Source organism: Staphylococcus sp. HMSC065D05, assembly GCF_001813195.1.
Taxonomy (GTDB): Bacteria; Bacillota; Bacilli; order Staphylococcales; family Staphylococcaceae; genus Staphylococcus; species Staphylococcus epidermidis.
The window spans coordinates 19390-42666 of the sequence record NZ_KV811775.1 but is presented as its reverse complement, the minus strand read 5'-3'; the positions used below and the strand labels follow the sequence as shown (position 1 = coordinate 42666).

At 29.4% G+C, this 23277-nt stretch carries 31 protein-coding genes and 1 riboswitch; of the genes, 17 read left to right on the top strand and 14 right to left on the bottom strand.

Translation table 11 applies throughout. The annotated features are described in order from the left end of the window. Window positions 1-140: 140 nt before the first annotated feature. Together HMPREF2897_RS11825 and HMPREF2897_RS11820 are read right to left on the bottom strand one after the other, a co-directional pair. Window positions 141-557 carry a VOC family protein gene (locus tag HMPREF2897_RS11825; protein ID WP_070593329.1) on the bottom strand — a complete coding sequence of 139 codons (417 nt, stop codon included), beginning with the start codon at window positions 555-557 and terminating at the stop codon, window positions 141-143. A 1463-nt stretch (window positions 558-2020) separates the two neighbouring features. Beyond that, window positions 2021-2524, bottom strand: coding sequence for a YagU family protein (locus HMPREF2897_RS11820; RefSeq protein ID WP_002487167.1), 504 nt, complete (start codon window positions 2522-2524; stop codon window positions 2021-2023). A 285-nt stretch (window positions 2525-2809) separates the two neighbouring features. On the opposite strand from HMPREF2897_RS11820, the gene HMPREF2897_RS11815 reads away from it, so the two are divergent. After that, complete coding sequence (locus HMPREF2897_RS11815; protein WP_070593327.1) at window positions 2810-3751, top strand: cation diffusion facilitator family transporter; 942 nt, start codon at window positions 2810-2812, stop codon at window positions 3749-3751. Window positions 3752-4147: 396 nt separating this feature from the next. Here the strand turns inward: HMPREF2897_RS11815 and HMPREF2897_RS13305 are convergent, their stop codons facing one another. Continuing rightward, window positions 4148-4222 carry an epsilon family phenol-soluble modulin gene (locus HMPREF2897_RS13305; RefSeq protein WP_095658922.1) on the bottom strand — a complete coding sequence of 25 codons (75 nt, stop codon included), beginning with the start codon at window positions 4220-4222 and terminating at the stop codon, window positions 4148-4150. Window positions 4223-5118: 896 nt separating this feature from the next. Here HMPREF2897_RS13305 and HMPREF2897_RS11810 point away from each other — a divergent pair. Beyond that, window positions 5119-5319 (top strand): cold-shock protein, encoded by a 201-nt coding sequence (locus HMPREF2897_RS11810; RefSeq protein WP_001829681.1) that lies wholly within the window; start codon window positions 5119-5121, stop codon window positions 5317-5319. A gap of 618 nt (window positions 5320-5937) precedes the next feature. On the opposite strand, the gene HMPREF2897_RS11805 is transcribed toward HMPREF2897_RS11810, so the two are convergent. The 3 genes from HMPREF2897_RS11805 to HMPREF2897_RS11795 form a co-directional block, all read right to left on the bottom strand. Continuing rightward, window positions 5938-6162: a hypothetical protein gene (locus tag HMPREF2897_RS11805; RefSeq protein WP_002474944.1), complete on the bottom strand. Its 225-nt coding sequence runs from the start codon at window positions 6160-6162 to the stop codon at window positions 5938-5940. A 24-nt stretch (window positions 6163-6186) separates the two neighbouring features. Then, window positions 6187-6471, bottom strand: a complete 285-nt coding sequence (locus HMPREF2897_RS11800; RefSeq protein WP_001829635.1) for a hypothetical protein — start codon at window positions 6469-6471, stop codon at window positions 6187-6189. Between the two features lie 98 nt (window positions 6472-6569). Then, on the bottom strand, window positions 6570-7316 hold the full coding sequence (locus HMPREF2897_RS11795; RefSeq protein WP_070593324.1) for a poly-gamma-glutamate hydrolase family protein: 747 nt from the start codon (window positions 7314-7316) through the stop codon (window positions 6570-6572). 213 nt (window positions 7317-7529) lie between these two features. Between HMPREF2897_RS11795 and HMPREF2897_RS11790 the strand changes: the two genes are divergently transcribed. Beyond that, window positions 7530-7763: a hypothetical protein gene (locus tag HMPREF2897_RS11790; protein ID WP_002445996.1), complete on the top strand. Its 234-nt coding sequence runs from the start codon at window positions 7530-7532 to the stop codon at window positions 7761-7763. 57 nt (window positions 7764-7820) lie between these two features. On the opposite strand, the gene lnsA is transcribed toward HMPREF2897_RS11790, so the two are convergent. The 3 genes from lnsA to tsaA form a co-directional block, all read right to left on the bottom strand. Then, window positions 7821-8375 (bottom strand): lipoprotein N-acylation protein LnsA, encoded by a 555-nt coding sequence (gene lnsA, locus HMPREF2897_RS11785; RefSeq protein WP_002490730.1) that lies wholly within the window; start codon window positions 8373-8375, stop codon window positions 7821-7823. A gap of 189 nt (window positions 8376-8564) precedes the next feature. Next, complete coding sequence (gene tsaT, locus HMPREF2897_RS11780) at window positions 8565-8753, bottom strand: type II toxin-antitoxin system toxin TsaT (protein WP_002445998.1); 189 nt, start codon at window positions 8751-8753, stop codon at window positions 8565-8567. A gap of 24 nt (window positions 8754-8777) precedes the next feature. Next, window positions 8778-9035: a type II toxin-antitoxin system antitoxin TsaA gene (tsaA, locus tag HMPREF2897_RS13205; RefSeq protein ID WP_002445999.1), complete on the bottom strand. Its 258-nt coding sequence runs from the start codon at window positions 9033-9035 to the stop codon at window positions 8778-8780. A 402-nt stretch (window positions 9036-9437) separates the two neighbouring features. Between tsaA and HMPREF2897_RS11770 the strand changes: the two genes are divergently transcribed. After that, a complete protein-coding gene (locus HMPREF2897_RS11770) occupies window positions 9438-9641 on the top strand; it encodes a sterile alpha motif-like domain-containing protein (RefSeq protein WP_002446000.1) in 204 nt (67 codons plus the stop codon). On the opposite strand, the gene HMPREF2897_RS11765 is transcribed toward HMPREF2897_RS11770, so the two are convergent. Next, window positions 9633-9869 carry a hypothetical protein gene (locus HMPREF2897_RS11765; RefSeq protein ID WP_002446001.1) on the bottom strand — a complete coding sequence of 79 codons (237 nt, stop codon included), beginning with the start codon at window positions 9867-9869 and terminating at the stop codon, window positions 9633-9635. The two genes, HMPREF2897_RS11770 and HMPREF2897_RS11765, sit on opposite strands and share 9 nt — an antisense overlap. Window positions 9870-10082: 213 nt before the next feature. Here HMPREF2897_RS11765 and HMPREF2897_RS11760 point away from each other — a divergent pair, with 213 nt between their 5' ends. Further along, window positions 10083-10670, top strand: coding sequence for a histidine phosphatase family protein (locus HMPREF2897_RS11760; RefSeq protein WP_002490737.1), 588 nt, complete (start codon window positions 10083-10085; stop codon window positions 10668-10670). 270 nt (window positions 10671-10940) lie between these two features. Here HMPREF2897_RS11760 and HMPREF2897_RS11755 read toward each other — a convergent pair whose 3' ends face one another. Continuing rightward, entirely contained in the window at window positions 10941-11441 is a 501-nt protein-coding gene (locus HMPREF2897_RS11755; RefSeq protein ID WP_002446003.1) for a GNAT family N-acetyltransferase, read from the bottom strand. Between the two features lie 405 nt (window positions 11442-11846). Further along, window positions 11847-12269: an organic hydroperoxide resistance protein gene (locus HMPREF2897_RS11750; protein WP_002457221.1), complete on the bottom strand. Its 423-nt coding sequence runs from the start codon at window positions 12267-12269 to the stop codon at window positions 11847-11849. 160 nt (window positions 12270-12429) lie between these two features. Here HMPREF2897_RS11750 and aroD point away from each other — a divergent pair, with 160 nt between their 5' ends. Both aroD and HMPREF2897_RS11740 read left to right on the top strand, forming a co-directional pair. Further along, window positions 12430-13146 (top strand): type I 3-dehydroquinate dehydratase, encoded by a 717-nt coding sequence (gene aroD, locus HMPREF2897_RS11745; protein WP_002475962.1) that lies wholly within the window; start codon window positions 12430-12432, stop codon window positions 13144-13146. An 80-nt stretch (window positions 13147-13226) separates the two neighbouring features. Next, complete coding sequence (locus HMPREF2897_RS11740; RefSeq protein WP_002475966.1) at window positions 13227-13769, top strand: nitroreductase family protein; 543 nt, start codon at window positions 13227-13229, stop codon at window positions 13767-13769. A gap of 175 nt (window positions 13770-13944) precedes the next feature. Here the strand turns inward: HMPREF2897_RS11740 and HMPREF2897_RS11735 are convergent, their stop codons facing one another. Next, window positions 13945-14268 (bottom strand): thioredoxin family protein, encoded by a 324-nt coding sequence (locus tag HMPREF2897_RS11735; protein ID WP_002446008.1) that lies wholly within the window; start codon window positions 14266-14268, stop codon window positions 13945-13947. Window positions 14269-14411: 143 nt separating this feature from the next. Between HMPREF2897_RS11735 and HMPREF2897_RS11730 the strand changes: the two genes are divergently transcribed. From HMPREF2897_RS11730 to HMPREF2897_RS11690, 8 genes are all read left to right on the top strand, one after another. Beyond that, window positions 14412-14765, top strand: coding sequence for an arsenate reductase family protein (locus tag HMPREF2897_RS11730; RefSeq protein WP_002446009.1), 354 nt, complete (start codon window positions 14412-14414; stop codon window positions 14763-14765). A 173-nt stretch (window positions 14766-14938) separates the two neighbouring features. Next, window positions 14939-15319: a glycine cleavage system protein GcvH gene (gcvH, locus tag HMPREF2897_RS11725; RefSeq protein ID WP_002475964.1), complete on the top strand. Its 381-nt coding sequence runs from the start codon at window positions 14939-14941 to the stop codon at window positions 15317-15319. A 259-nt stretch (window positions 15320-15578) separates the two neighbouring features. After that, on the top strand, window positions 15579-15965 hold the full coding sequence (locus HMPREF2897_RS11720; RefSeq protein WP_002457216.1) for a toprim domain-containing protein: 387 nt from the start codon (window positions 15579-15581) through the stop codon (window positions 15963-15965). Next, window positions 15958-16254 (top strand): thioredoxin family protein, encoded by a 297-nt coding sequence (locus HMPREF2897_RS11715; RefSeq protein ID WP_070593322.1) that lies wholly within the window; start codon window positions 15958-15960, stop codon window positions 16252-16254. The genes HMPREF2897_RS11720 and HMPREF2897_RS11715 overlap by 8 nt, the downstream gene beginning before the upstream one ends. A 57-nt stretch (window positions 16255-16311) precedes the next feature. Next, window positions 16312-16414, top strand: a riboswitch (SAM riboswitch). A gap of 93 nt (window positions 16415-16507) precedes the next feature. Further along, a complete protein-coding gene (locus tag HMPREF2897_RS11710) occupies window positions 16508-17533 on the top strand; it encodes a methionine ABC transporter ATP-binding protein (protein ID WP_002457215.1) in 1026 nt (341 codons plus the stop codon). Next, window positions 17526-18221, top strand: coding sequence for a methionine ABC transporter permease (locus tag HMPREF2897_RS11705; protein ID WP_002446013.1), 696 nt, complete (start codon window positions 17526-17528; stop codon window positions 18219-18221). The genes HMPREF2897_RS11710 and HMPREF2897_RS11705 overlap by 8 nt, the downstream gene beginning before the upstream one ends. Before the next feature lie 20 nt (window positions 18222-18241). Next, a complete protein-coding gene (locus HMPREF2897_RS11700; RefSeq protein ID WP_002457213.1) occupies window positions 18242-19054 on the top strand; it encodes a MetQ/NlpA family ABC transporter substrate-binding protein in 813 nt (270 codons plus the stop codon). 603 nt (window positions 19055-19657) lie between these two features. Then, window positions 19658-19849, top strand: coding sequence for a CsbD family protein (locus HMPREF2897_RS11690; RefSeq protein ID WP_001831967.1), 192 nt, complete (start codon window positions 19658-19660; stop codon window positions 19847-19849). Between the two features lie 64 nt (window positions 19850-19913). On the opposite strand, the gene HMPREF2897_RS11685 is transcribed toward HMPREF2897_RS11690, so the two are convergent. Beyond that, the gene (locus tag HMPREF2897_RS11685) at window positions 19914-20774 is read right to left on the bottom strand and encodes a polyprenyl-phosphate transporter PopT (RefSeq protein ID WP_070593320.1); all 861 of its coding nucleotides are present in this window, start codon (window positions 20772-20774) and stop codon (window positions 19914-19916) included. Between the two features lie 321 nt (window positions 20775-21095). Between HMPREF2897_RS11685 and sufC the strand changes: the two genes are divergently transcribed. Beyond that, complete coding sequence (gene sufC, locus HMPREF2897_RS11680) at window positions 21096-21857, top strand: Fe-S cluster assembly ATPase SufC (RefSeq protein WP_002446016.1); 762 nt, start codon at window positions 21096-21098, stop codon at window positions 21855-21857. Window positions 21858-21951: 94 nt separating this feature from the next. Next, window positions 21952-23259, top strand: coding sequence for a Fe-S cluster assembly protein SufD (gene sufD / locus HMPREF2897_RS11675; protein ID WP_002446017.1), 1308 nt, complete (start codon window positions 21952-21954; stop codon window positions 23257-23259). Window positions 23260-23277 lie beyond the last annotated feature (18 nt).

Below are 23277 nucleotides of genomic sequence, written 5' to 3'. Positions count from 1 at the left end.
TGATTATTAAATTTTTTGAATTACCTCATTAAATTAGAAATAAAATGCGTGATATTATTATACTTTTAACTTAATTAATGACTGTTTATAAATAAAATCCCCTAAACAATAATTATTGTCTAGGAGATTTAGCTTATAGTTTAAAAAGTTTTTGAAGTATGTTGCATCAAGGCATTAAACTCTTCATTTCTTATGTTACTTTGTGTAAGCGTAATTAAATGATTATCTAAATCTTTAATTGTCATTTCAATAGAATTCCATGGTTTTTCTTCAAGGTCTTCCACGATATATTGAGAAGATATTCGTTGTTTTAAAATTCGTATATTTGGTACAAGTATATTTGTATAAACTGCATTACCGACCTCAAACTGCTTGCCAGAAATTAACATTATATCTTGATATTTTGCTAATCGTAAATGTTCCATTAAAATTTGATTTTGTTCATTTTTAAATTTAAAAATACTTTTAAAACCTAAATTCTCTTGATACCATTCTGATGATTTCTCTATGTCGTTAACTAACATTTTATTAAACATAGGCATACTATATAATTCCATAGTTAATCCTCCTTTATTGGTAAGATCAACTTTAATCTATAACGTAACGTCAATGTCAAGGACGATAAAACAAATGAAGTCGATAATATCAACTGTTAATTTTAGTCTGATTCTAGAAGGCATTGTTGAAGTATCTTAAGTGATATTTTCAATGCGATTATTTTAATAAATGTAGTTATGAGCAAACCATGATGGTTATATCTTTAAACATTAAAAGTTGGTATTAAAGGTAAGACATATATAGTGACTAAAATAGTAATAAATAATATCGTGTATGTTGAGATGATTAAATAAAAAAGAGCTATACATTAAATAATAGATTTTATCCGTCTATACATAAAACGTTGGCCCTTATCTTTCGCTCAATTAAAAAAATTACGCTTGTTGGTAAGTGTAGTTGGTTGAGATAACTATATGCCTAAATAGTGTTTAGATATATAATGAACGAGATATCCCATTAAGCATAATACACCGAGTGATATAAAAACTGCAGAAAAATTTCTGCAATGACTTTTATAAGATAATCCTTGATTTTGTGCTAAAAAGAAACTAAAAATATATAGTCCGATTCCTATTATAAAAAAGCCTATAATTACGTATAACATATAAACCTCTTTCTATTTAGTTGAACTAAATGTAAATTTTTAATTTTTGTAATAATTATTTGCATCTAGAACTTTCTGTGCGTCATCTCCTTCGTAATTACCATTGAGAATTTCGTCACGAATTTGTCTCTTACTAGAAGATAGTCCATTCCTAGTATTATTTATCCATTCTTGATTTGGCATGTTCATATATTTGTTATTTGGCGTGTACTCAGGTTGTTATTGCAAATTGTTGAAATGGTATTTGAATTTTGATTATATTGAGTATCTTTAGAATTATTACTTTCATCAATAGCTTGTTCTTGAGTTTGAATTGTATTTTGAGAGCTTTTAAGAATCATAAATCACTGTAGTAATGTTCAATGAACTTATTCATTGTAATTCTTAAGCTTGAGATGCTTTGTTTTTACTTTGACTTCTCATTTCAATATTTTTTCTGAGCTATATTTGGAGTTTAGACCACATGCCGTTAAGAATAGTGATATTGATAAGAAAAACAACTAATGCTTTAACTTTCATTAGTAATTTCTCCAAATACTAAATTTATATAACTATTAATTTGAACAGCGAAACGAAAATAACAAACGTATTCCATATTTATTCTTATATAAAACACAGTATACAATGTAAATTTATAACCGACAATATTAGGATTAATTGCTACTGTATTATAGAGAATATAAAATGTTGTCATTAACATATGATTTAAAAAATAGTATGATTGTTTATTACTATATGTAATAAGGGGAATGTGAAATCATGAAAGTATCAATACTATATTGTCTATAACGTTAGGAAATAAAAAAGTTCCAAATGAATACAAAAATGCAATTCTTTTGGAACTTTGTGTCTCATTAATTAATTATTTAGTTGAATATTATAGAAATACCTTCTGACCATTTCTATAACCATCATCCAAACAATGTGTCCGAAAAATTCTGATAGGTGTTCTGAAAATGGTTGATTAAAAGCATTAGGTACGACATGCATCATCGGCATTAAGATTAAATGAAAAACGATCCAAATAACTATACCAAATAAAGCACCATAACCTAATGTGATTTTTGTATATTTCTTTGCGATATAAATATAGATGATTGCAATAGCGATAGAAAAACTATAGTGTACGATAAAACTTATCCAAGGTAATGCATGCTCAGAAAAATTGTATGTGAGATGGGTTATATCTGACGGAATACCTAGTAATTGTAAGAGTTGTTGAGGTGGGTTAGTGGCATCTCTACTAGGTGTTCGGGGTGGGAACATTACCTCCCAACCTAGTTTGACTACACCAGATAAAAGTCCTGCTATTATGCCAGCTATTAGTAGTTTAAACCTACTCTGATTTTTTTGATGATTCATTTTGCATGTCTCCTTATGTTCCTCATTTATATTTAAACACCATTAGCGTTGTTAAAAAGAGAAACTTTAATAGAATTCAACCTAATTATATTACTTTTATGTCCTTTAAATGTTTAAATAATATGAACTTTAATTTAAAGGAAATGTTAGTTTTATAACATATTAAAAAATTGAGTTATAAAAAGTTAGAGAAGTTACAAACGAATACTCATTTAAGTTATTTAAATGAGATTAAGGGTATAATAACTTTAAAATTAAACAGATGTAAAAAGATGGAGGAAAAACATGGAAAATAAACCTGATTATTTTCACCACATTGAACATAGAAAGTTTCAAAGTAGCTCAAAAATTACATTATGGTTATCTTTAGTTATTACTATGATATTCACTGTAGTTGAGTTTGTAGGAGGTATTGTGTCAAATTCACTAGCGTTACTCTCTGACTCATTTCACATGCTAAGTGATGTTCTAGCATTAGGTTTATCAATGGTAGCGATTTATTTCTCGAGCAAGCCGCCTACAAAGAACTATACATATGGTTTTTTACGCTTGGAAATTATCGTAGCTTTTCTCAATGGCTTAGCACTTATTGTTATTTCACTAGGAATTATGTATGAGGGTATCATGAGAATTATACACCCTAGACCTGTTGAAAGTGGCATTATGATTCTAATTGCGTTTATTGGTTTAATTGCCAATATCGTATTGACCATCATTTTAATGATTTCTCTAAAAAAAGAGAATAATATTAATATTCAAAGTGCATTATGGCATTTCATTGGTGATTTATTAAATTCTTTAGGTATTATTGTGGCGTTTGTGTTGATTCATTTTACTGGATGGAACATTGTTGACCCAATTATTAGTATTCTCATTTCATTGATTATTTTAAGAGGAGGATACAAAATTATTAAAAATGCTTCAAAAGTTCTGATGGAGCGTGTGCCGGATCGATATGATGCAGATGAAATTATGGGAGCAATGAAAGATGTTGAAGGCGTGATAGATATTCATGAATTCCATTTATGGAGTGTTACAACGAATCAAAGTTCTTTAAGTGCACATGTTGTACTAAGTGATGACTACATTAAATCGCCTTATGCTACAATAAATAAAGTTTCGGATTTGTTAAAAACACAATACGGTTTAGAACATGTAACACTTCAAATTGAAAATATAAACCTCAATCATTTAGATGAGGATTATTTCAAACAACTTCAAGAATAGGGGAGTAGTATTTTACTGATTAAGAGTTTTTTTGCATAAATAATGTGTATGAAAAAGTTACTTACACTCTAGTTATATAACTTTATCTTAATGAATTAAAAGGACTCCCAAATAAAGTTTGATGAGCATTATTTTATAGCCATTGGATACTAAATTTTATTATTCAAGTTTTATCTTTATGTCTTTTTGTGATGAAACTTGATAACGTTTGTAGAAATATTTTCACTAATTCTATTAATAATTCTGCCGTTATGACTATAGTTCTACTTCATTTTTCAGTGTGCTTTTTTGAAGTTGAATTTTGAATAGTATTGATTGAGCTATGTTCAGCGTCAGACAATCATTAACGTAAAAAACCCCTCTAACAGGAGGGGCGGAGTAGAGAATAGTTTAATATTATTCGTTTTCGTTATTACCGAATAAACCTTTGATGAAAGAGATAACTTTTTTAACTAAGTTAATGATGAACATGTGACTCACCTCCTATGTATTTGTTAACTAAATTATAGTATTGAACTAAAGTAATTGGGTTTCTAGTTCTAAAGTAATCAAAAAATATTCTTAAGTGTAAAATAATTTCAAAAACAAAATAACTTTGAATTCTTTTCTGTTTCGAAAAATATGATATAATTTATGTATTTTATAATTATTATATGTTTGATAAGGATTAATGTTTTAAAAGTAGGGAAAGAAAAAATTCTTGAAGAATTGTATTTCTTTCCCTAACTTTTTAACATGTAGAACATTCAAGTAAAATTCAATACGTTATGTCCTAACAGTTGAAAATGATTGATATAAATGTGTTTGTAATGTAGTCGTGTGAGATAAAATGCCTAAAGGTTTAATTATTAATTGTTCTCTTAAAGGCTTTGATTATTTTTCATCAGTTTTAAAAACATCTTTAAAAAATTGAACACCTTTATTTAATAAATCAAAAATAAACATGAAGTACACCTCCAATTCAATTGATTACAGTTACATTGTATTTGATTTATTTGATTAAAAGTTTAAGTTTGCGTAAATAGTAATATTAATTGCCACGCTGTTAAAAAAATAAATGTAAGAAAATAATATAGTTCTTAATCGTTAAATGTATTTATGATTTTATGAAAAGCTCATTTTGATTCTGAGTTTTAATAAACTATTAATCTGTACAATACCTTATTTATATAGCTTTTGACATTATTGAGAGTTCTAAAATTTATAAAATATAGAAAATACTTTACTTTTCCAAAAATAAGCGTATAGTAGTGATTAAGTAATAAAGTACGTGAAGTTGATTGTGGAATTATTTTTATAGAATATTCTCTTTTAATTAATGGATTTGTTACAAATATTTAGTGCAAAAGCACGTGGAGGTATTCTATATGAATAACGGTACAGTTAAATGGTTTAATGCAGAAAAAGGGTTTGGTTTCATCGAAAGAGAAAATGGCGGAGATGTATTCGTGCATTTCTCAGCAATCGTTGAGGATGGTTATAAATCTTTAGAAGAAGGCCAAAGCGTTGAATTCGATATTGTCGAAGGAGAACGTGGAGAACAAGCTGCAAACGTTGTTAAGATGTAATAATTATATATCTTTACTAAGTCTAGGACAGAAATAACTGTCTTAGGCTTTTTTTGTTGATAATTAAATTAATATTCAGTCCTTTAGTCAGATCTTCAACTGGTAGTTCGAATATCAATTTGTTATGTCTATAAAACATCTCTATTAAAATTCTCTATATAGCTTTCCACGTTGCATTTTATAGAATTTCTTGTGTGTAATTCTTTTTTTATTGTTGATTTATACTTATTAATATACTTTTTTTGGTTTTGTTTTAGAGCAAGTTTATCTATGATGATGATTGATGTATACCATAAGATCATAAAATTAAATAAAAGATAGCAATGAAAAGTGTAGTTGTTTTATAACGATTACTATATTTTAAATGTTAATTCTATTATATTTGTAGTAAAAACCTTTTTGAAATAAAAAAACGCCAATGCAGTTACTTTAATAATGACGAAAATTAAAGTCTGCACGGCGATAACAAGAAGTAATGTTAAACACTCACAGAGTGTAACATGTATAGGTTATCACAAAAATATATTTATATCTAACTAAATTGCTCTAAAGTGATGTGCTTTTTAAAAATCTTCTAAATAATAATTGAAACAATTATAAATTAAATAGTTACTTACTTTAAATTGACTGTGACGATCGATCAAACACACTAATCTCTTTCTCATGTATAGAAACAACAAGTGTGTGGTCATAAATTTGAATGTAATCTGTATTTAAGGCATTAAATTCAGCAAGTATTTTAAAAGAACCATTTCGCAATGGTTCTATAATCGAAATATCATCATGATTGTTTTGAATAATCAATTGTCGTTTGGAGTGATTGTTAATTGTCCAGTCTTTCATATTCATCACCTTACTTGTAATTTTTTAACCAAAGCTACGCTCAATTTCTGTAAAAGCTTTTGTTGTAACCTGAATATTATATATTTTGTTATCTTCAACCTCGCCATCTAAGTAACCTTCATTTATTAAGACTTTACAGTTATGAATGAAATCTTCATATTTTCTATCACAAAAATAATCATCTTGTGCCGTTACAGAATCTTTAAAATGATTAGCTTCTTCTTCTGGTTGCCCCGCATTAGACCTTTCCATATATAATTTATAAAATTTAGCTATTGTATATTTTTGTTCTTTTGTAAGGTTTTCCATCAAAATCTGCCTCCGACTATATTAAATAAATATTATTCCACTTATTAGATTTTAAGTAAGTGCAATTTTTTTAAGCATTACAATATTTATTTTAAAATTTAATTTACCTTTTCGATACCTTTTTGCACTGCGTTCGCAAATTTGTAAAAATCTTTAGTATATTTATCTGAATCACTACGTGTATGTCGATCTAATTTATAATGTTTGAAAAACTGTTTTCGCAATGCAGTCGTGAGTTCTAATTGGACACCTGAATTAGATTCATTTTTATTAGCTATATTATCTGATGACTTTGCATCGATTCTGTTAGGACTTTCTTTTACAGTAAAGTCTTTTTTACGCAATTCTTTTGCGATAGAGTGAGACATCTCTTTATCTTTACCTCCGATATAAACAATAGGGTCATCTCCAGAGAATCCATGTATAGATAATGTTTCTTTAGTGTTTTTAAGTAACTTATCTAATATAGGTTCGTTAAAATGAGTGGATGTTACATGTAGTTGATCGTTATTAGATTTTCGAAGACCTTCAAAGGTATAAAAATTATATTTTCCAACATTGGAAATACGTCGTGCAATTTCAGTCGTACCAGGTTCGATACCTCCACCGTGAATTGCAGTGACTAAAATATCCTTATTTTTACGGTGTTTTGTTTTAATACGCCAATCTTTATTTTTTATCGTATCTTTTTTTAATTCAGTAAAATCTGCGTATCTATCCGTAGAATGAGAACGGTTTGTCTTTAAAGTATTAAAAAGTATTACAACAACAACACAAATTGCGATAATAACGATTGTCAAAATAATATAATATAATCTCGAATGCTGATTGTCTTTGTTTCTCATAGTAACTCCTTTTTTATATAAACAATAAATATTCTTAAATATTTAATAAGGTTATAAATTTAATTCCATTTAATTATTATATACTAAATTTTTACTATATATTTTCTATACCCATTTTGAATGGATACTAATTAATAAAATAAAAGAATTCAAAATCTTCACATTGTTTTAACAATAATGTGGTAATTTATAGTAAAGGGATGTGATGGTGTGATGAATAAAAATCTATTAAAAAAATACTTGAATGATGATAGTTTCAAAGCAGTTGTCGTTGTTATTGGGAATAAGAGAATTGTATTAGAGAATGATATTCATGTTGATTATGAAAACGAAGTTATTATTTATCCATGTAAAAATTGTACACGTATTATACCGTTTAGTTCAATTTCCTATTTAGAACTTATTGATAAGCAAGACCAATTTATTAACTTTTTTAAAGAAGGATGACTATAAATCCCAATGGTAATGTGAAAACGGAATAAGTTCACGTTACCATCGGGATTTTTAATATGTTTTTACTAATTTTAATTTATATTCATCTGTAAAATTATCTGTTAGCGCATAGGGTGAAATAATATATAAACCGTGATCACTTACGGAATTTTTGTCTACCCCGTATTTATATGCTTGATATATAATTTTAGTGCAATATGTAAATGTTTTGCTTTTTAAGTTGAGTGTAACAAGATATTCGCTATCACTGTTCTCATAATGATTCTTTGCCCATTGAGCTGCTTTTGATCCAGCGTTAGGGTGTGAACATCTATAGACTTTTATCCATTCATTTTTACCTTTTCCATATCTGTCACGATAAGATTCAAAATCTTCCGTTAATGGTTTATCCCCGGGGCCTTCAATTTGAAGTACAGTGTCATGATCAATTGCCAAACTACAGTGACCAAAAAAACCATTTAAAACAGGACCTTTTGTAATAATAATATCACCTGGTTTTAGCTGAAAACTTTTATTATCATTTGCAAAACTTTGGTTGGTAAATAACATGAGACTAAAAATAAAAAATATAAATGTTAAGTATATGCTTTTAGATGTTAATTTCATATATTTATAGAAGCTCCTTAAATGTTTCATAAAGCTAGTTACAAAAATAATTGATTTACATCAAATATAATTTAGTAAATCATAATCACGCTATTAAAAAGCATCTCAAAAAGAATACATTGTTTATCTTTTTGAGATGCATAATATAGTATAATGCCTTTTCACTAGAAGTGATTCTATTTCTACATATTATAAAATTCCGAATATAAAAGTATAAATTAAGATGGCAAAACCAAAGATTAAGAAAATTACAGTAAAACCTAGATAAGATTCTTTTCGTTCTTCTCTTTTAGTTTTAAGCATTGTTACCAATAATATCGTTCCTGCGATGATAAATAAGATAGAAAGCCACAGCAAAATTTGGAAATGTAAGCTCATTGATACCCCTCCCTAATCAAAAATTTAGACAAATTCATAAAAAATCGGATAAATATAATATAGTGCTAAGATAATGTTGATAAAAAATAATATTTCACTGAATAAATCACTATAGATAATTACTAAGGTCAAGCTTGAAAAAAGAGCAAAGCCACAAATTGCTAAACCAGGTATTAACCATAACTTATAATCAATATTTGCGTTATAGGTTATGAGAATGTTAAATGTAAAAAATAAAATGGTGAATATCAAGTTGAATACATTTGCTTTGTTTAATTTCATGGGTGTTACACCTCATTAGATACTGCTTGATAGAACTAAGTTATTTATATACTATAATATCATTTATTTCATACAGGTAAATATATTACCTTTAATAAAAAATATTTTATTTGAGACATACACATTATCGACGTTCTTATGGTGAAAAATTTAGTAATACTTTATAATATATATGAATCGATATAATGTTATAGTTGTTTTTAAACCTTTAACAATTGTAATTTCATCACAAGAGACATAATAAATGAAAATTATCATTATTAACAAAAAAGTTTATGTAAATAGTGCAAAAAAGAACTTTTTGCACATAAAAAAATCGAGTAATTTGGTATGATTAATAGGTGAAAGTATATAAGTAGGTGACTTAAGTGTTTTAACACTTTAAAAAGGGGCTGAAATCAAATGTCTTTTTATGATTTTATTTTAGGATTTATCAATGACGATACACCACTAGGCCATTTAGCACAATACATTTTAAATGATGCTGGTTTCCCAAAGGAAGAGAAAAACAATAATTCTATAAGAACTTATGTGCTTCTTAATTATAATGATCGTCAGTTAATCGAAAGTACAAATCGTGCAATTAGTTTATATCAATTAATTTGAATAATACCAGTTATGGGTCTTAAGCGCATTCCAAACATCTTTAGTTTTAAAGTTTATTTCATTATTACGAACACAAAACGGCTCGATAACATTTTGATCTAACCAAGTATTAATTAATTCTTTAGGTACACCATCAAGTAGCATATCTGTTTTGCTTATAATTAAACATTCCCAATCTAAAGAAATTGAATTAGGATTGACATAGTTACATTGACTATGAGCAGACATTATTAATCCTCCTTTATTACATGTAAATCTAATGTTAAGTTATACCCTAAACAAATTTTATTAAACAATCAGCTTTTAAATTGTAAGATTTCTAACTTTTTAAATCATTGGTTTACTTTGTAATTTGGCAGTGATTAAATAAAAGTGTCATAAAAAATGATCGGTGTATAATTTGGTGAATATATTAAATAATGATTGTAGAGGTGTTTACAGTTGGTTAAAACATTATATCTAATGAGACATGGTCAAACAGTATTTAACTTAAAAGGTAAAATACAAGGGGCTAGTGACTCACCTTTGACTGCTTTAGGTGTACAACAAGCGAATGCAGCACAACAATATTTTAAAACGAAAAATATTCATTTTGACTATCTTTATTCATCACCACAACAAAGAGCACGTGACACGTTAGAGAACACTGTGCCAAACCAACAATATTGGTGTGTAAAAGATCTTAAAGAGTGGGGATTTGGATTATTTGAAGGGGAAAGTATCGAGTTATTAAGAGCTATTAAACAACCTAAATATTTGTATGGTGATGCTGTTGTACCATTTGAAGGAGAATCAAGATCTGAAGTTGAACAAAGGGTTAATCGAGCACTCTATGAAATGATGGATACAACAGATGGAGAGACGATTCTAGCAGTGAGTCATGGTAGCACAATTGGTTTATTTGTAAGAAATATATTAGGGTATGATAGGGGAAGTAAATTTGAAATAGGAAATTGTAACATTGTAAAATTTGAATACGATGGAGAAGAATTTATATTTAAAGATATAATTAATCCCATTAAAAAATAGTTTATTTACAAGATAGTTTTAATAATATGCGTACGTTAATTGTTCAATAACTACAGAAAAATTAACATAGCCTCAAATGATTTGTGTAATTTCATTGGAGGCTAAATTTTTAAACTTTTTGTATATGGGAATCACTTAAATAATATATGTTTTGAGTTACTGATTTTTGAAGTAGTCATTTTAAATATCCATATAAACTCATCATCAAAAAGTACTATTTCCATGTATGGACTTAATAATGAAAATGTTTAAAAGGTAAATATAAGTATTTTATTCTGATGACTCAGTTGTTGAATAAATGAGCCAATTTTCGTCAAAATATTCATCGCCAATTTTGCTAGCGTTTTTTTCAAAAGCAAGATTTTCGAAACCTATAGAACTAAAAAACACTTTAGCACTTATATTATTTGATGCAATAGCAATCATCAATGTTTCAATGTTATGTTCTTTAGCGTATTGAATAATATGATTAATTAATTCTCGGTTAACAATTTCATCATTATTTTTAACAAAATTATTTTCAAGAATAGCTTTGTGGCATTTACCTACATAATTCATTTGTTTTAAAGTACATGTTGCAACAAGTTCATCATCTTCAAAAGCACCAAATATATTCCAATAATCAGTATGATTAGACAGGATAGTTTTGAGTCTATCAATGCCAACATTTTCTAAATAGTAACGATCCCATTCATAGTTATGGTGACCAAATTTCATTAATTCAATATAGGAATCCAAATCGTTTTGATTCAATAAACGGATATTGTTCATGGTGACCTCCCATTAAAAGAAATAACATAAATAAAAAATGATTTTTGAAATTAAGACTTATTAAATACATAATAAAAGAATTATTAAAAATACGCAATAATCGTTTTGTTACCATAAAAAACATTATTAACAATATATTTAAAAATCGTTTTTAAAATCCATTTTATATTTTTGGCAATTGAGAAATGATAACTTTGAAATGAATTTATCACATTTTATTTTATCAATATTTTGAAAAAACGAAAGGTATATTTTGAATCTTTACAAAAAATTATTGAAAAGTATGTTATAAATACTAATTAAATAAGCAAGATTGATAACATAAGAAATTTAAAAAGTAATAAAAAACACCCACAATTTGATAGCACAAATTGTGGGTGAAGAATATAATTAATCGATAAAATATTATTCTACTACTTCAACATTTAAGTTTACATCGATATTGCCACGTGTAGCTTTAGAATACGGACAAAAGTCGTGCGCATCTTGTAAATATTTTTCAGCATCTTCTTGTGATAAAACATTTTTAACTTTTGCATGAATATCAACGCTAAGTTTTGGGCTTTCAGCATCTGGATCATCTTCCAAGCGTACTGTTAACGTTACTTCAGGTTCAGCATCGCGCACTTTATTTTGTTTTAAAATTAAATCAAATGCACCATTAAAGCATGAAGCGTAACCTGCAGCAAATAATTGTTCTGGATTAGTCGCTTTACCGTCAGCTTGTTGTGGTGGTAATACATCTACATTTATTGCGTTATCGTCAGTATGGACATGACCTTTACGTCCACCTACGTTAGTTGCTTTAGTTTCATATTGAACTGCCATCATTATTACCTCCTCAAAATGTATGTATTTTATTGATACCCAACAGTAGGTGAACTTAATCATTCATTTGAAATTTTAATAATAAGTTTAGAGATATTTGTATGAATGAAAGAAAATCATATAAAATAAAATTACTATAGTGTACGAAATGAGGGATAGAATGACCCATGTAGATATCGCGGCGACAATTGCACCAGAAGAAAAGCTTTCTAAAACTTTACTCAATGATATAAAAATAAACGAGAAATCAATAGATATCGTTGAATTGCGCATTGACCAATGGCCATCCTTTAATAAGGCATTATTAAAGGAAGTGATTAAGCAATTAAAAATATTCCATTTGAAAATATTAGTAACATATAGAACTTCAATTCAAGGGGGGAAAGGAGCTGTAAATGAGCAAGAGTATTTAAATATATTAGGTGAATTAATCGAGTGCCCACAATTTGATATGATTGATATTGAGTGGAGCAGTGCCGTCAATATTGAAAAATATATGCTTCTTGTTCAACGTGCACAACAAAAAGGGCTTGAAGTTGTTCTTTCGCATCATAATTTTCAAGAAACACCGGCTTTAGATGAACTTAAATTTATTTACTTTAAAATGCAAAAGCTCAATCCTGATTATTTAAAGCTTGCGGTTATGCCTAAAAGTCAAGAGGACGTGTTACATTTATTAGAAGCCATGTCACTGACAGCGAAGCACACATCATGCCGAATTGTCGGTATATCGATGTCTAGTTTGGGTAAAGTCAGCCGAATTGCTCAAGGCGTATTTGGTGGAACGCTGTCTTATGGTTGCATAGAAGAACCACAAGCACCGGGACAGATACATGTCTCTAAGTTAAAATCCTTGGTTTCATTTTATGAGGATTAACTTGTAAGTTTGAATTCAATAACAATGTATCTTATAATTGATAATGGTTATCATGTATAAAATAAAGGGAGCGAAATACATTGGAATTACAAGAAGCTATATCTAATCGTAGAAGCGTCAAAAAATTTAAACACGATATGGTGGTTGATGATCAAACGGTTTACGATGCAATATATAAAGCTGCTGACGCTCCAAATCATGGTATGAGAGAACCATGGAGATTGGTTCATATTTCAAAAGATAAACTCGGTGATTTTAGTAGGGATATCACAAGATTTGCTTTTCCAGATAGTCCTGAAAAGCGAGAGAATCACTTTCATGCAGTAACAAATTTGGGTGGCATGTTGTTGTTGATTTTAAAAGATGATCCAAGACAACGTCAAAGTCGTGAAAATTATTTTGCATTTGGAGCGTTTGCTCAAAATTTAATGTTACTTTTATACGAAGCGGGCATTGGTACTTGTTGGAAGTCGCCACAATATATCTTTGATCCTAAAATACGAAAAGTCTTAGGTGTAAAAGATAATGAAATATTAGCAGGATTTTTGTATCTTACTGATTTAGAAGAAGTACCAACTAAGGCTAAACGTAAAAATAAAAATCTTATTACCGAATTTGAATAAATCATCCGTGATATTGAGCGTGTATTAAAAATAGGTGAGATGTAATTTGTGTTTATCGTTTCACCGTGACAATGAGTAACAGAGTTGAAAACAGAAGTATTTACTTTAGTTACTGACGAATAATACAAGAAAAACCTGAGACGTTTGATAATGTCTCAGGTTTTTTGGTTAAATATTATTGATCTAAATGTTCAGACAAGAATGATTCAACTTGTTCAGGTGATTTAGCATTTGCTGAATGCAAGTGGGCTAATTTTTCACCATTTTGGAATATTAAAATACTTGGGATACCCATAACATCATTTTCAGTTGTTACATCTTCTAATTCGTCACGATCGACCACATACCATTGATAATTATTATATTTTTCAACAATCGGATCTATCCACATATCCATCGCTTTACAATCTGGACACCAGTCGGCTTCAAACTTGATAATTACTGGATCGGTACTATCAATAGTAGAATTAAATTCTTCAGTTTGATGAATATTTTTCATCACTATCTACTCCTTTTTGTAATTTGGTAAACTTATTATAACGAATGACTGCACATTAACAAAAATATTAGCTTGAAAATTAAAGCGTTCAATTAAATATCATGATATATTTAAGTTAATAGAGAGAAGGAGGTAAAAGGTAATTGATTAAATTTTATCAGTATCCCAAATGTACAACGTGCAAAAAAGCTGCAAAGTTTTTAGATGAGCACGATGTGAATTTTGAATCTATTGATATTGTTCAACATACACCGACTAAAAAAGAATTCAAAGATATCGTAGATAAAACGGGTGTGAATATTAATAAGTTGTTTAATACACATGGTATCAAATATCGCGAATTAAATTTAAAAGAGAAACTTAAAAATATGTCTGATGATGAAAAACTAGAACTACTTGCTTCAGATGGAATGTTGGTTAAACGTCCATTAGCTATCTCTGGTAACCATTTGACTTTAGGATTTAAAGAAAATGAGTATCAACACCAATGGTTATAGGTGTGATATTAAATTAGAGAAAGTGAACATTAATAAAAAAATATAAATTAAAATGGTGTTTTGTATATTTAAAAACGAATTTTAATTCATTTATTCTTTGTAATAATAGTTGAATGAATAATATGTGTGTGGCATCATTAAATTGTAATTAAATTAATCAGGAGGGGATTTTCGTGGCAGTACCGAGCGAATTTAAATATTCTAAAGAGCATGAGTGGGTTAAAATTGAAAATAATGTAGCAACAATTGGTATTACAGAATACGCACAAAACGAATTAGGTGATATCGTATTTGTTGAGCTACCTGAAACTGAAGATGAATTAAATGAAGGTGACACATTCGGTAGTGTTGAATCAGTAAAAACAGTATCAGAGTTGTATGCGCCAATTTCTGGGAAAATTGTTGAAGTTAATGAAGAATTGGAAGATAGCCCAGAATTTGTAAATGAATCACCATACGAAAAAGCATGGATGGTTAAAATTGAAATTAGTGACGATAGTCAATTAGAAGAATTATTATCAGCAGATCAATACTCAGAAATGATTGGTGAATAATGATTACAAACTCCTCGATTAGATTTAATCAAGGAGTTTTTTTAGAAGAAATAACTTTAATCAGAAACGTAAGCCAAGGTTCATGCATGAGTGACACTAACAATTGAAAATTGCAGTAAAAAAGAGGAACGTTTGAGCAAGGCTCAAGCATAAGTGACACTAGCAATTGAAAATTGTAGTGTCACTAAATGTTTAGGTTTTGGGGATTTTGTGAATGATGATAGTGACAGTTACTTTGACGCTTAGAAGGTGGATTGACATGGCTATTGTAAATAAGGTTATTATTGTCGAAGGTAAATCGGATAAGAAGAGAGTACAACAAGTGATCGCTGAACCTGTAAACATCATTTGTACACATGGCACTATGAGTATAGATAAGATAGACAACATGATAGAAACACTTTATGACAAACAAGTTTATGTTCTTGCCGATTCTGATGATGAGGGTGAAAAAATTAGAAAATGGTTTAAACGTTATTTAAGCGAAAGTGAACATATTTATGTTGATAAAACGTTTTGTGAAGTTGCTAAGTGCCCCAAAAATTATTTAGCACATGTATTAAGTAGATATGGTTTTAATGTAAAAAAAGAAAAGAAACTTATGAATAATTTAAAAACTGAAAGGCTAGTTTTAGTAAATGAATAAATTGAAGGATATTGAAGACATAACTGTTAATTTTAATAAAGATAAACATCTCATATTTGGTTATACACCAATGTGTGGAACATGTAAGATTTCTGAAAGGATGTTGGATATTTCTAATGAAATCTTACAATTGCCAATAAAAAAAATAGATCTTAATTTTCATCCTGAATGGAGTAAAGAGAAACAAATTATGTCTGTTCCTGTATTGCTGCTTATGCGTAGAGATGAAGAGATAAAAAGAATCTATGCATTTCAGTCAGTTACTTATTTGTTAGAAAATTTAAAATAATTATTGACGAAACATTAGTACGATGGTAGGATTAATACAAATTAAATAATGCTTTAACTCTTATCGAGAGAGGTGGAGGGATGTGCCCTAAGAAGCCCGGCAACCGTCTAAAATAGAAATGGTGCCAATTCACATAAAGTATAACTTTAGAAGATGAGAGAAAGAACATTTCAACAAATGCTTTCTCAAATTTTCTAAAAATTGAGAAAGCATTTTTAATTTGATTACTAAGCAACATAAGGAGGCTATTAACGTGATTAAGCTAAACCAAATTGTTAAACGCTATCATACCAAGGACAAAGATGTTCTTGCTGTTGATCACGTTGATTTAAACATTGAATCCGGCTCTATTTTTGGTGTGATTGGTTTCTCAGGAGCTGGTAAAAGTACGCTCATAAGAATGTTTAACAACTTAGAATCTCCAACGTCAGGTGAAATCATTATAGATGGAGACAATATAAGTCAATTATCTAAATCACAGTTACGAAAAAAACGACAAAAGGTGAGTATGATTTTTCAACATTTTAACTTGCTATGGTCAAGAAATGTATTGAAAAATGTAACATTTCCATTAGAAATTGCTGGCGTTCCAAGTGGTCGAGCTAAACAAAAAGCATTGGAACTTATTGAACTTGTCGGTCTAAAAGGTCGAGAAAGTGCGTATCCGTCTGAATTATCAGGCGGACAAAAACAAAGAGTGGGTATTGCGAGAGCATTAGCTAATGATCCAGATGTATTGTTATGTGATGAGGCGACAAGTGCATTAGATCCACAAACTACAGATGAAATTCTAGATTTATTATTGAAGGTAAGGGAACAACAAAATCTAACTATTGTACTTATAACACATGAAATGCATGTTATACGAAGAATTTGTGATGAAGTTGCTGTAATGGAAAACGGTAAAGTTATTGAACAAGGAGCGGTAAGTAAAGTATTTGAGAATCCACAACATGAAGTAACGAAACGTTTTGTGAAAGATGATTTAAACGATGATTTTGAAGATTCTTTAGAGTATTTGGAGCCATTAGATCATGATGCATATATTGTGAGGTTAAACTTTACTGGTGATAATACGACTGAGCCTATCATATCTTATATGACGAAGACACATAACATAGATGTGAATATTCTTGAAGCGGATATTAAGAATACTAAAAACGGTTCGCTTGGATTTTTAGTTATTCACATACCACATATAAGTGAGGAACATTTCAAGCAATTTAAACATAATCTTCACGAACAACACGTTAATGTGGAGGTGCTAAGACATGGGTAAATCTTACGGTGAAATATTTCATGAAATGGTGACAATGCCGAATGTTCAGTGGCCAGAGGTTTGGCAAGCAATTTTAGAAACTCTATATATGACTGTTGTTTCGACACTTTTTGCATTTGTCTTTGGACTTATATTAGGGGTATTACTCTTTTTATCTGCGAAAAGTAACTCATTGGCTGCTAAGATTTTCTACACGATTGTGTCATTCATTGTTAATTTATTTAGAGCAATTCCATTTATCATATTAATTTTACTGTTAATTCCATTTACAAGTGTACTTCTCGGAACAATCAGTGGTCCAACTGGTGCATTACCAGCACTTATTATTGGTGCAGCGCCATTCTACGCTAGATTGGTCGAGATTGCTTTTAAAGAAATTGATAAAGGTGTTATAGAAGCTGCTTGGTCAATGGGAGCGAACACTTGGATAGTTGTGAGAAAAGTACTACTTCCTGAAGCAATGCCTGCATTAGTCTCAGGTATTACCGTTACTGCAATTGCTTTGGTAGGTTCTACAGCTATTGCAGGTGTTATTGGCGCAGGTGGTTTAGGTAATTTAGCATATTTAACAGGATTTACTCGAAATCAAAATGATGTCATTTTAGTTTCAACAGTATTTATTTTAATTATTGTATTTATAATCCAGTTCCTAGGGGATTGGCTTACAAATAAAATCGATAAACGCTAAAGAAAAGGGGATTATATTCTATGAAAAAATTATTCGGAATTATTTTAGTATTGGCTTTAACGATTGCCTTAGCTGCATGTGGTGGAGGTAAAGATAAGGAAAAAACTATCACAGTAGGTGCATCTCCAGCACCACACGCTGAAATTTTAGAAAAAGCAAAACCATTATTGAAGAAAAAAGGTTATGATTTAAAAATCAAACCAATTAACGATTACACAACGCCTAATAAATTATTAGACAAAGGTGAAATCGATGCGAACTTCTTCCAACATACACCATATTTAAATACTGAAAGTAAAGAAAAAGGGTATAAAATTGAATCGGCTGGGAATGTTGAATTAGAACCTATGGCTGTATACTCAAAAAAATATAAAAGCTTAAAAGATCTACCTAAAGGTGCAACAGTATATGTATCAAATAACCCAGCTGAACAAGGTCGTTTCTTAAAATTCTTTGTAGATGAAGGTCTTATTAAACTTAAAAAAGGCGTTAAAATTGAAAATGCTAAATTTGATGACATAACTGAAAACAAAAAAGATATTAAATTTAACAACAAACAATCAGCAGAATATTTACCAAAAATCTATCAAAATCAAGACGCTGACGCAGTAATCATTAATTCTAACTATGCGATTGACCAAAAATTAAGTCCTAAAAAAGATTCGATTGCTTTAGAATCTCCTAAAGATAACCCATATGCAAATTTAATTGCAGTTAAAAAAGGTCATAAAAATGATGAAAATATCAAAGTATTAATGGAAGTGCTACAATCTAAAGAAATTCAAGATTATATTAAAGATAAGTATGATGGAGCTGTCGTACCTGCTAAGTAAATAGCAAACAATTAATAATATTTAATCGTTTGTCACATGATTATACAAAAACACGTAGATGATTTAATATAAAATCATTTACGTGTTTTTTGCTATTGAACCTTTAATTTTTAACTCACTTTTGTTAGACATTTTAACTTCCATAAACATTTTTCTGTGATTATAGTTATCTAACAATGACTATTATTCACTAGCCATATTTTTAGAATAGGAAGCTTTGTAAGAGGTAAAGCCAATGGTCTTTATACGCACAACATATCTATAATTATTTAAATATTATCACGGTATAAAATACCAACACTTACACCGCTATATCCCATTTGGTAATCAAATTTGATAATTTCAATTTGTGGATGTGATTTTAAAAATTGATTTACTTTTTTTATCTAACCCTTTTTCAGTAATCGCTTTAATAGTAATAAATTTCATAAAATATACCAACCCAACTTATAATTATTTTATATTCAATATACTATAATCTACTGTAAATTTATAGTTTCTTTCGTAAAATCATCTGTATGTGAAAAAAATTCATAAAAGATGTTTAGCTCATAAATAAGAGGGTAACAATATTAATAAGTTAAGCATAAGGAGGAATTTTAAATGGCTGAAGATAAATTTGAACAAGCTAAAGGTAATATTAAAGAAACAGTAGGTAATGCTACTGATAATAAAGAATTAGAAAAAGATGGTAAAGGTGACAAAGCTTCTGGTAAAGCAAAAGAAGCTGTAGAAAACGTTAAAGAAAAAGCAAATGACGTTATTGATAAATTTAAAGGTAATAAAGGTGACTAATAATAGTCCTTATAATTTAGCCCTCATGTACTCTAAGGTATATGAGGGCTTGTTTGTGTATATATCAAAATGATGCTTCATTTTTTGCTGTAATTTTACCAAGAACATAGCTTACTAAGAAGCCAGTGACCAATAGGAAAAATGATATGATCCATTGGATTAAGTCTTTCGGGAATCCAGGGAAAACTGCATACAACGATCCAATCACAAAGCCTATTATCAAAGCAAAGGTCATTGTAGGGTGTTGATGTAGACAATATTGAATTAATCGACTTGAAATCATAAATCCAGTGACAATACCGAAACCTACTATTAATATGATAGGTAATGCATTTAAATTAAAATGAAGTAGTTCAGAGATGGCATACATTAGCGTCCCATATACTCCGAAGACAAGTAACATAAATGATCCAGAAATGCCCGGTAATAACATAGCACTTGAAGCGAAAACACCTGCGATAAAATATTTAATGATAAGACTGAAAGATAAAGTAAGTGTTTCACCTGTATGCTTGTCCCCATTATTAAGCAATGCGAAAACGACTATAATAGCAATACCTAATAATAGAATAGAATAATGTATTATACTGAAATTTTTTTTGAAATTAGAGACGGTTAATAAATAAGGGATGATACCGAGAATCAAACCTGTAAAAAATAACATAGTAGGAATATGATGTTGACTAAGCAAATAATTAAATAATTGACTTAATAGTCCTATAGCTATTAGCATTCCTATTAAAATAGGTAGTAAAAATTTTAAGCTAGGCCAAAATCGTCTTGAAAACAAACCACTAATTGAGCTAATAAAGTCTTCATAAATTCCAAGTAATAAAGCGATAGTCCCTCCACTTACACCTGGGACGAGATCACTTGTGCCCATACCAAAACCTTTAAATATATTTATCCATTTGAATTTTTTCATAATAAACTCCTTTCAAGAAAATTTTAAAGGTTAAAGTGCATAATATCACATTATTTGAACTTCTTGGGATATTTTTCTTTTTGTCTAAAGATTGGCTATTGAGAAAGTGAGCTTGCCATTATCATTTAAAAAATTTCAGAACGATTACATAAAAATAATTATTGTTAAATAATAAATCTAAATAAGTGTTTTAAAAAGTTTATATTAGCGACTAAGTACGTTATAATGAAGTGGATTGAAATTCAATGAGTCTTTTTGACTATAGATTAAAATTATTATAAACTAGTTAAGAAAACTTTATATTTTACGGAGGGAATATAAATGTCATCAACATTAGAGATTAAGGACCTACATGTGTCTATCGAGGATAAAGAAATTTTAAAAGGTGTTAACTTAACAATTAATACTGGTGAAATACACGCAATTATGGGACCTAATGGTACTGGTAAATCAACATTATCGTCAGCAATTATGGGACATCCAAGTTATGAAGTTACACAAGGTGAAGTATTATTAGATGGCGTTAATATTTTAGAGTTAGACGTTGATGAGAGAGCTAAAGCAGGTTTATTTTTAGCTATGCAATACCCATCAGAAATTACAGGGGTAACAAACGCAGATTTTATGCGCTCAGCAATCAATGCGAAACGTGAAGAGGGACAAGAAATTAATTTAATGCAGTTCATCAAGAAATTGGATAAACAAATGGACTTTTTAGATATCGATAAAGATATGGCTCAACGTTATTTAAATGAAGGTTTCTCTGGTGGAGAGAAAAAACGAAATGAGATTTTACAATTAATGATGTTAGAACCGAAATTCGCTATTTTAGATGAAATTGACTCTGGTTTGGATATCGATGCTTTAAAAGTGGTTTCTAAAGGTATTAATCAAATGCGTGGTGAAGAGTTTGGTGCATTAATGATTACGCACTATCAACGACTTTTAAATTATATTACACCAGATCAAGTACATGTGATGTATGGTGGTAAAGTTGTGAAATCTGGAGGCCCAGAATTAGCTAAACGTCTTGAAGAAGAAGGCTATGAATGGGTTAAAGAAGAATTTGGTGCTGCTGAATAGTCATATTCCAAAATTAGCATTGAGATGTTCACATAAAATGATGAAACTGAACATTCGAAGTAAAATTTATTTCATCAAGTAGGAGGAAAAAGTGATGACAACTAAAACTTTGAACATTTCTGAAGAACAACTTGTTGATTATTCTAAAGCGCACAATGAACCTTCTTGGATGACAGAGTTACGTAAAAAAGCGTTGAAATTAACAGAAACTTTAGAAATGCCAAAACCTGATAAAACGAAATTAAGAAAATGGGATTTTGATACGTTTAAACAACACCATACAACAGGAGATTCATACCATCAATTAACTGATTTACCAAAATCTGTTAAAGAAATCATTGATGTTGAAAACTCAGAAAATTTAATCATTCAACATAATAATGATTTGGCATATACACAGGTATCAGATCAAGCTAAAAATGATGGTGTGATTATTGAAGGTCTATCTGAAGCACTAGTCAATCATAGTGATTTAGTTCAAAAGTACTTTATGACTAAAGCAGTAAATGTTGATGAACATCGTTTAACAGCATTACATACTGCATTAGTGAACGGTGGTATTTTTGTTTATGTACCTAAAAATACTGTTGTAGAACATCCGATACAGTATGTTGTTTTACATGATGATGAACAAGCGAGCTTTTACAATCACGTCATCATTGTTACAGAAGAAAGTGCAGAGGTTACCTATGTAGAGAACTATCTTTCTACTACTAGTGGTGAAGATAACCAACTTAATATTGTGTCAGAGGTTATCGCTGGCGCAAACTCTAACGTCACATATGGTTCAGTTGATTATTTAGATAAAGGATTTACAGGTCATATCATTCGTCGTGGTTCTGCAGATGCAGATGCTTCTATCAATTGGGCATTAGGATTGATGAATGAAGGTAGCCAAATTATAGATAATACTACAAATCTTAACGGTGATCGTTCAACAAGTGCATTGAAATCAGTTGTTGTTGGTACAGGTGATCAAAAAATAAATTTAACTTCCAAAATTGTTCAATACGGTAAAGAAACAGACGGGTATATATTGAAACATGGTGTTATGAAAGAAAATGCATCTTCTGTATTTAATGGAATTGGCTACATTAAACATGGTGGTACAAAATCTATTGCGAACCAAGAGTCACGTGTTTTGATGTTATCTGAAAATGCACGTGGTGATGCTAATCCTATTCTTTTAATAGACGAAGATGATGTTGAAGCAGGACATGCAGCTTCAGTTGGTCGTGTCGATCCTGAGCAATTATACTATTTAATGAGCCGTGGTATTTCAAGAGCTGAAGCAGAGCGTTTAGTTATACATGGTTTCTTAGACCCAGTAGTACGTGAATTACCGATTGACGATGTAAAACGTCAACTAAGAGAAGTAATTGAGCGTAAAGTTTCAAAATAAAGTCAAAGATTAATTCAA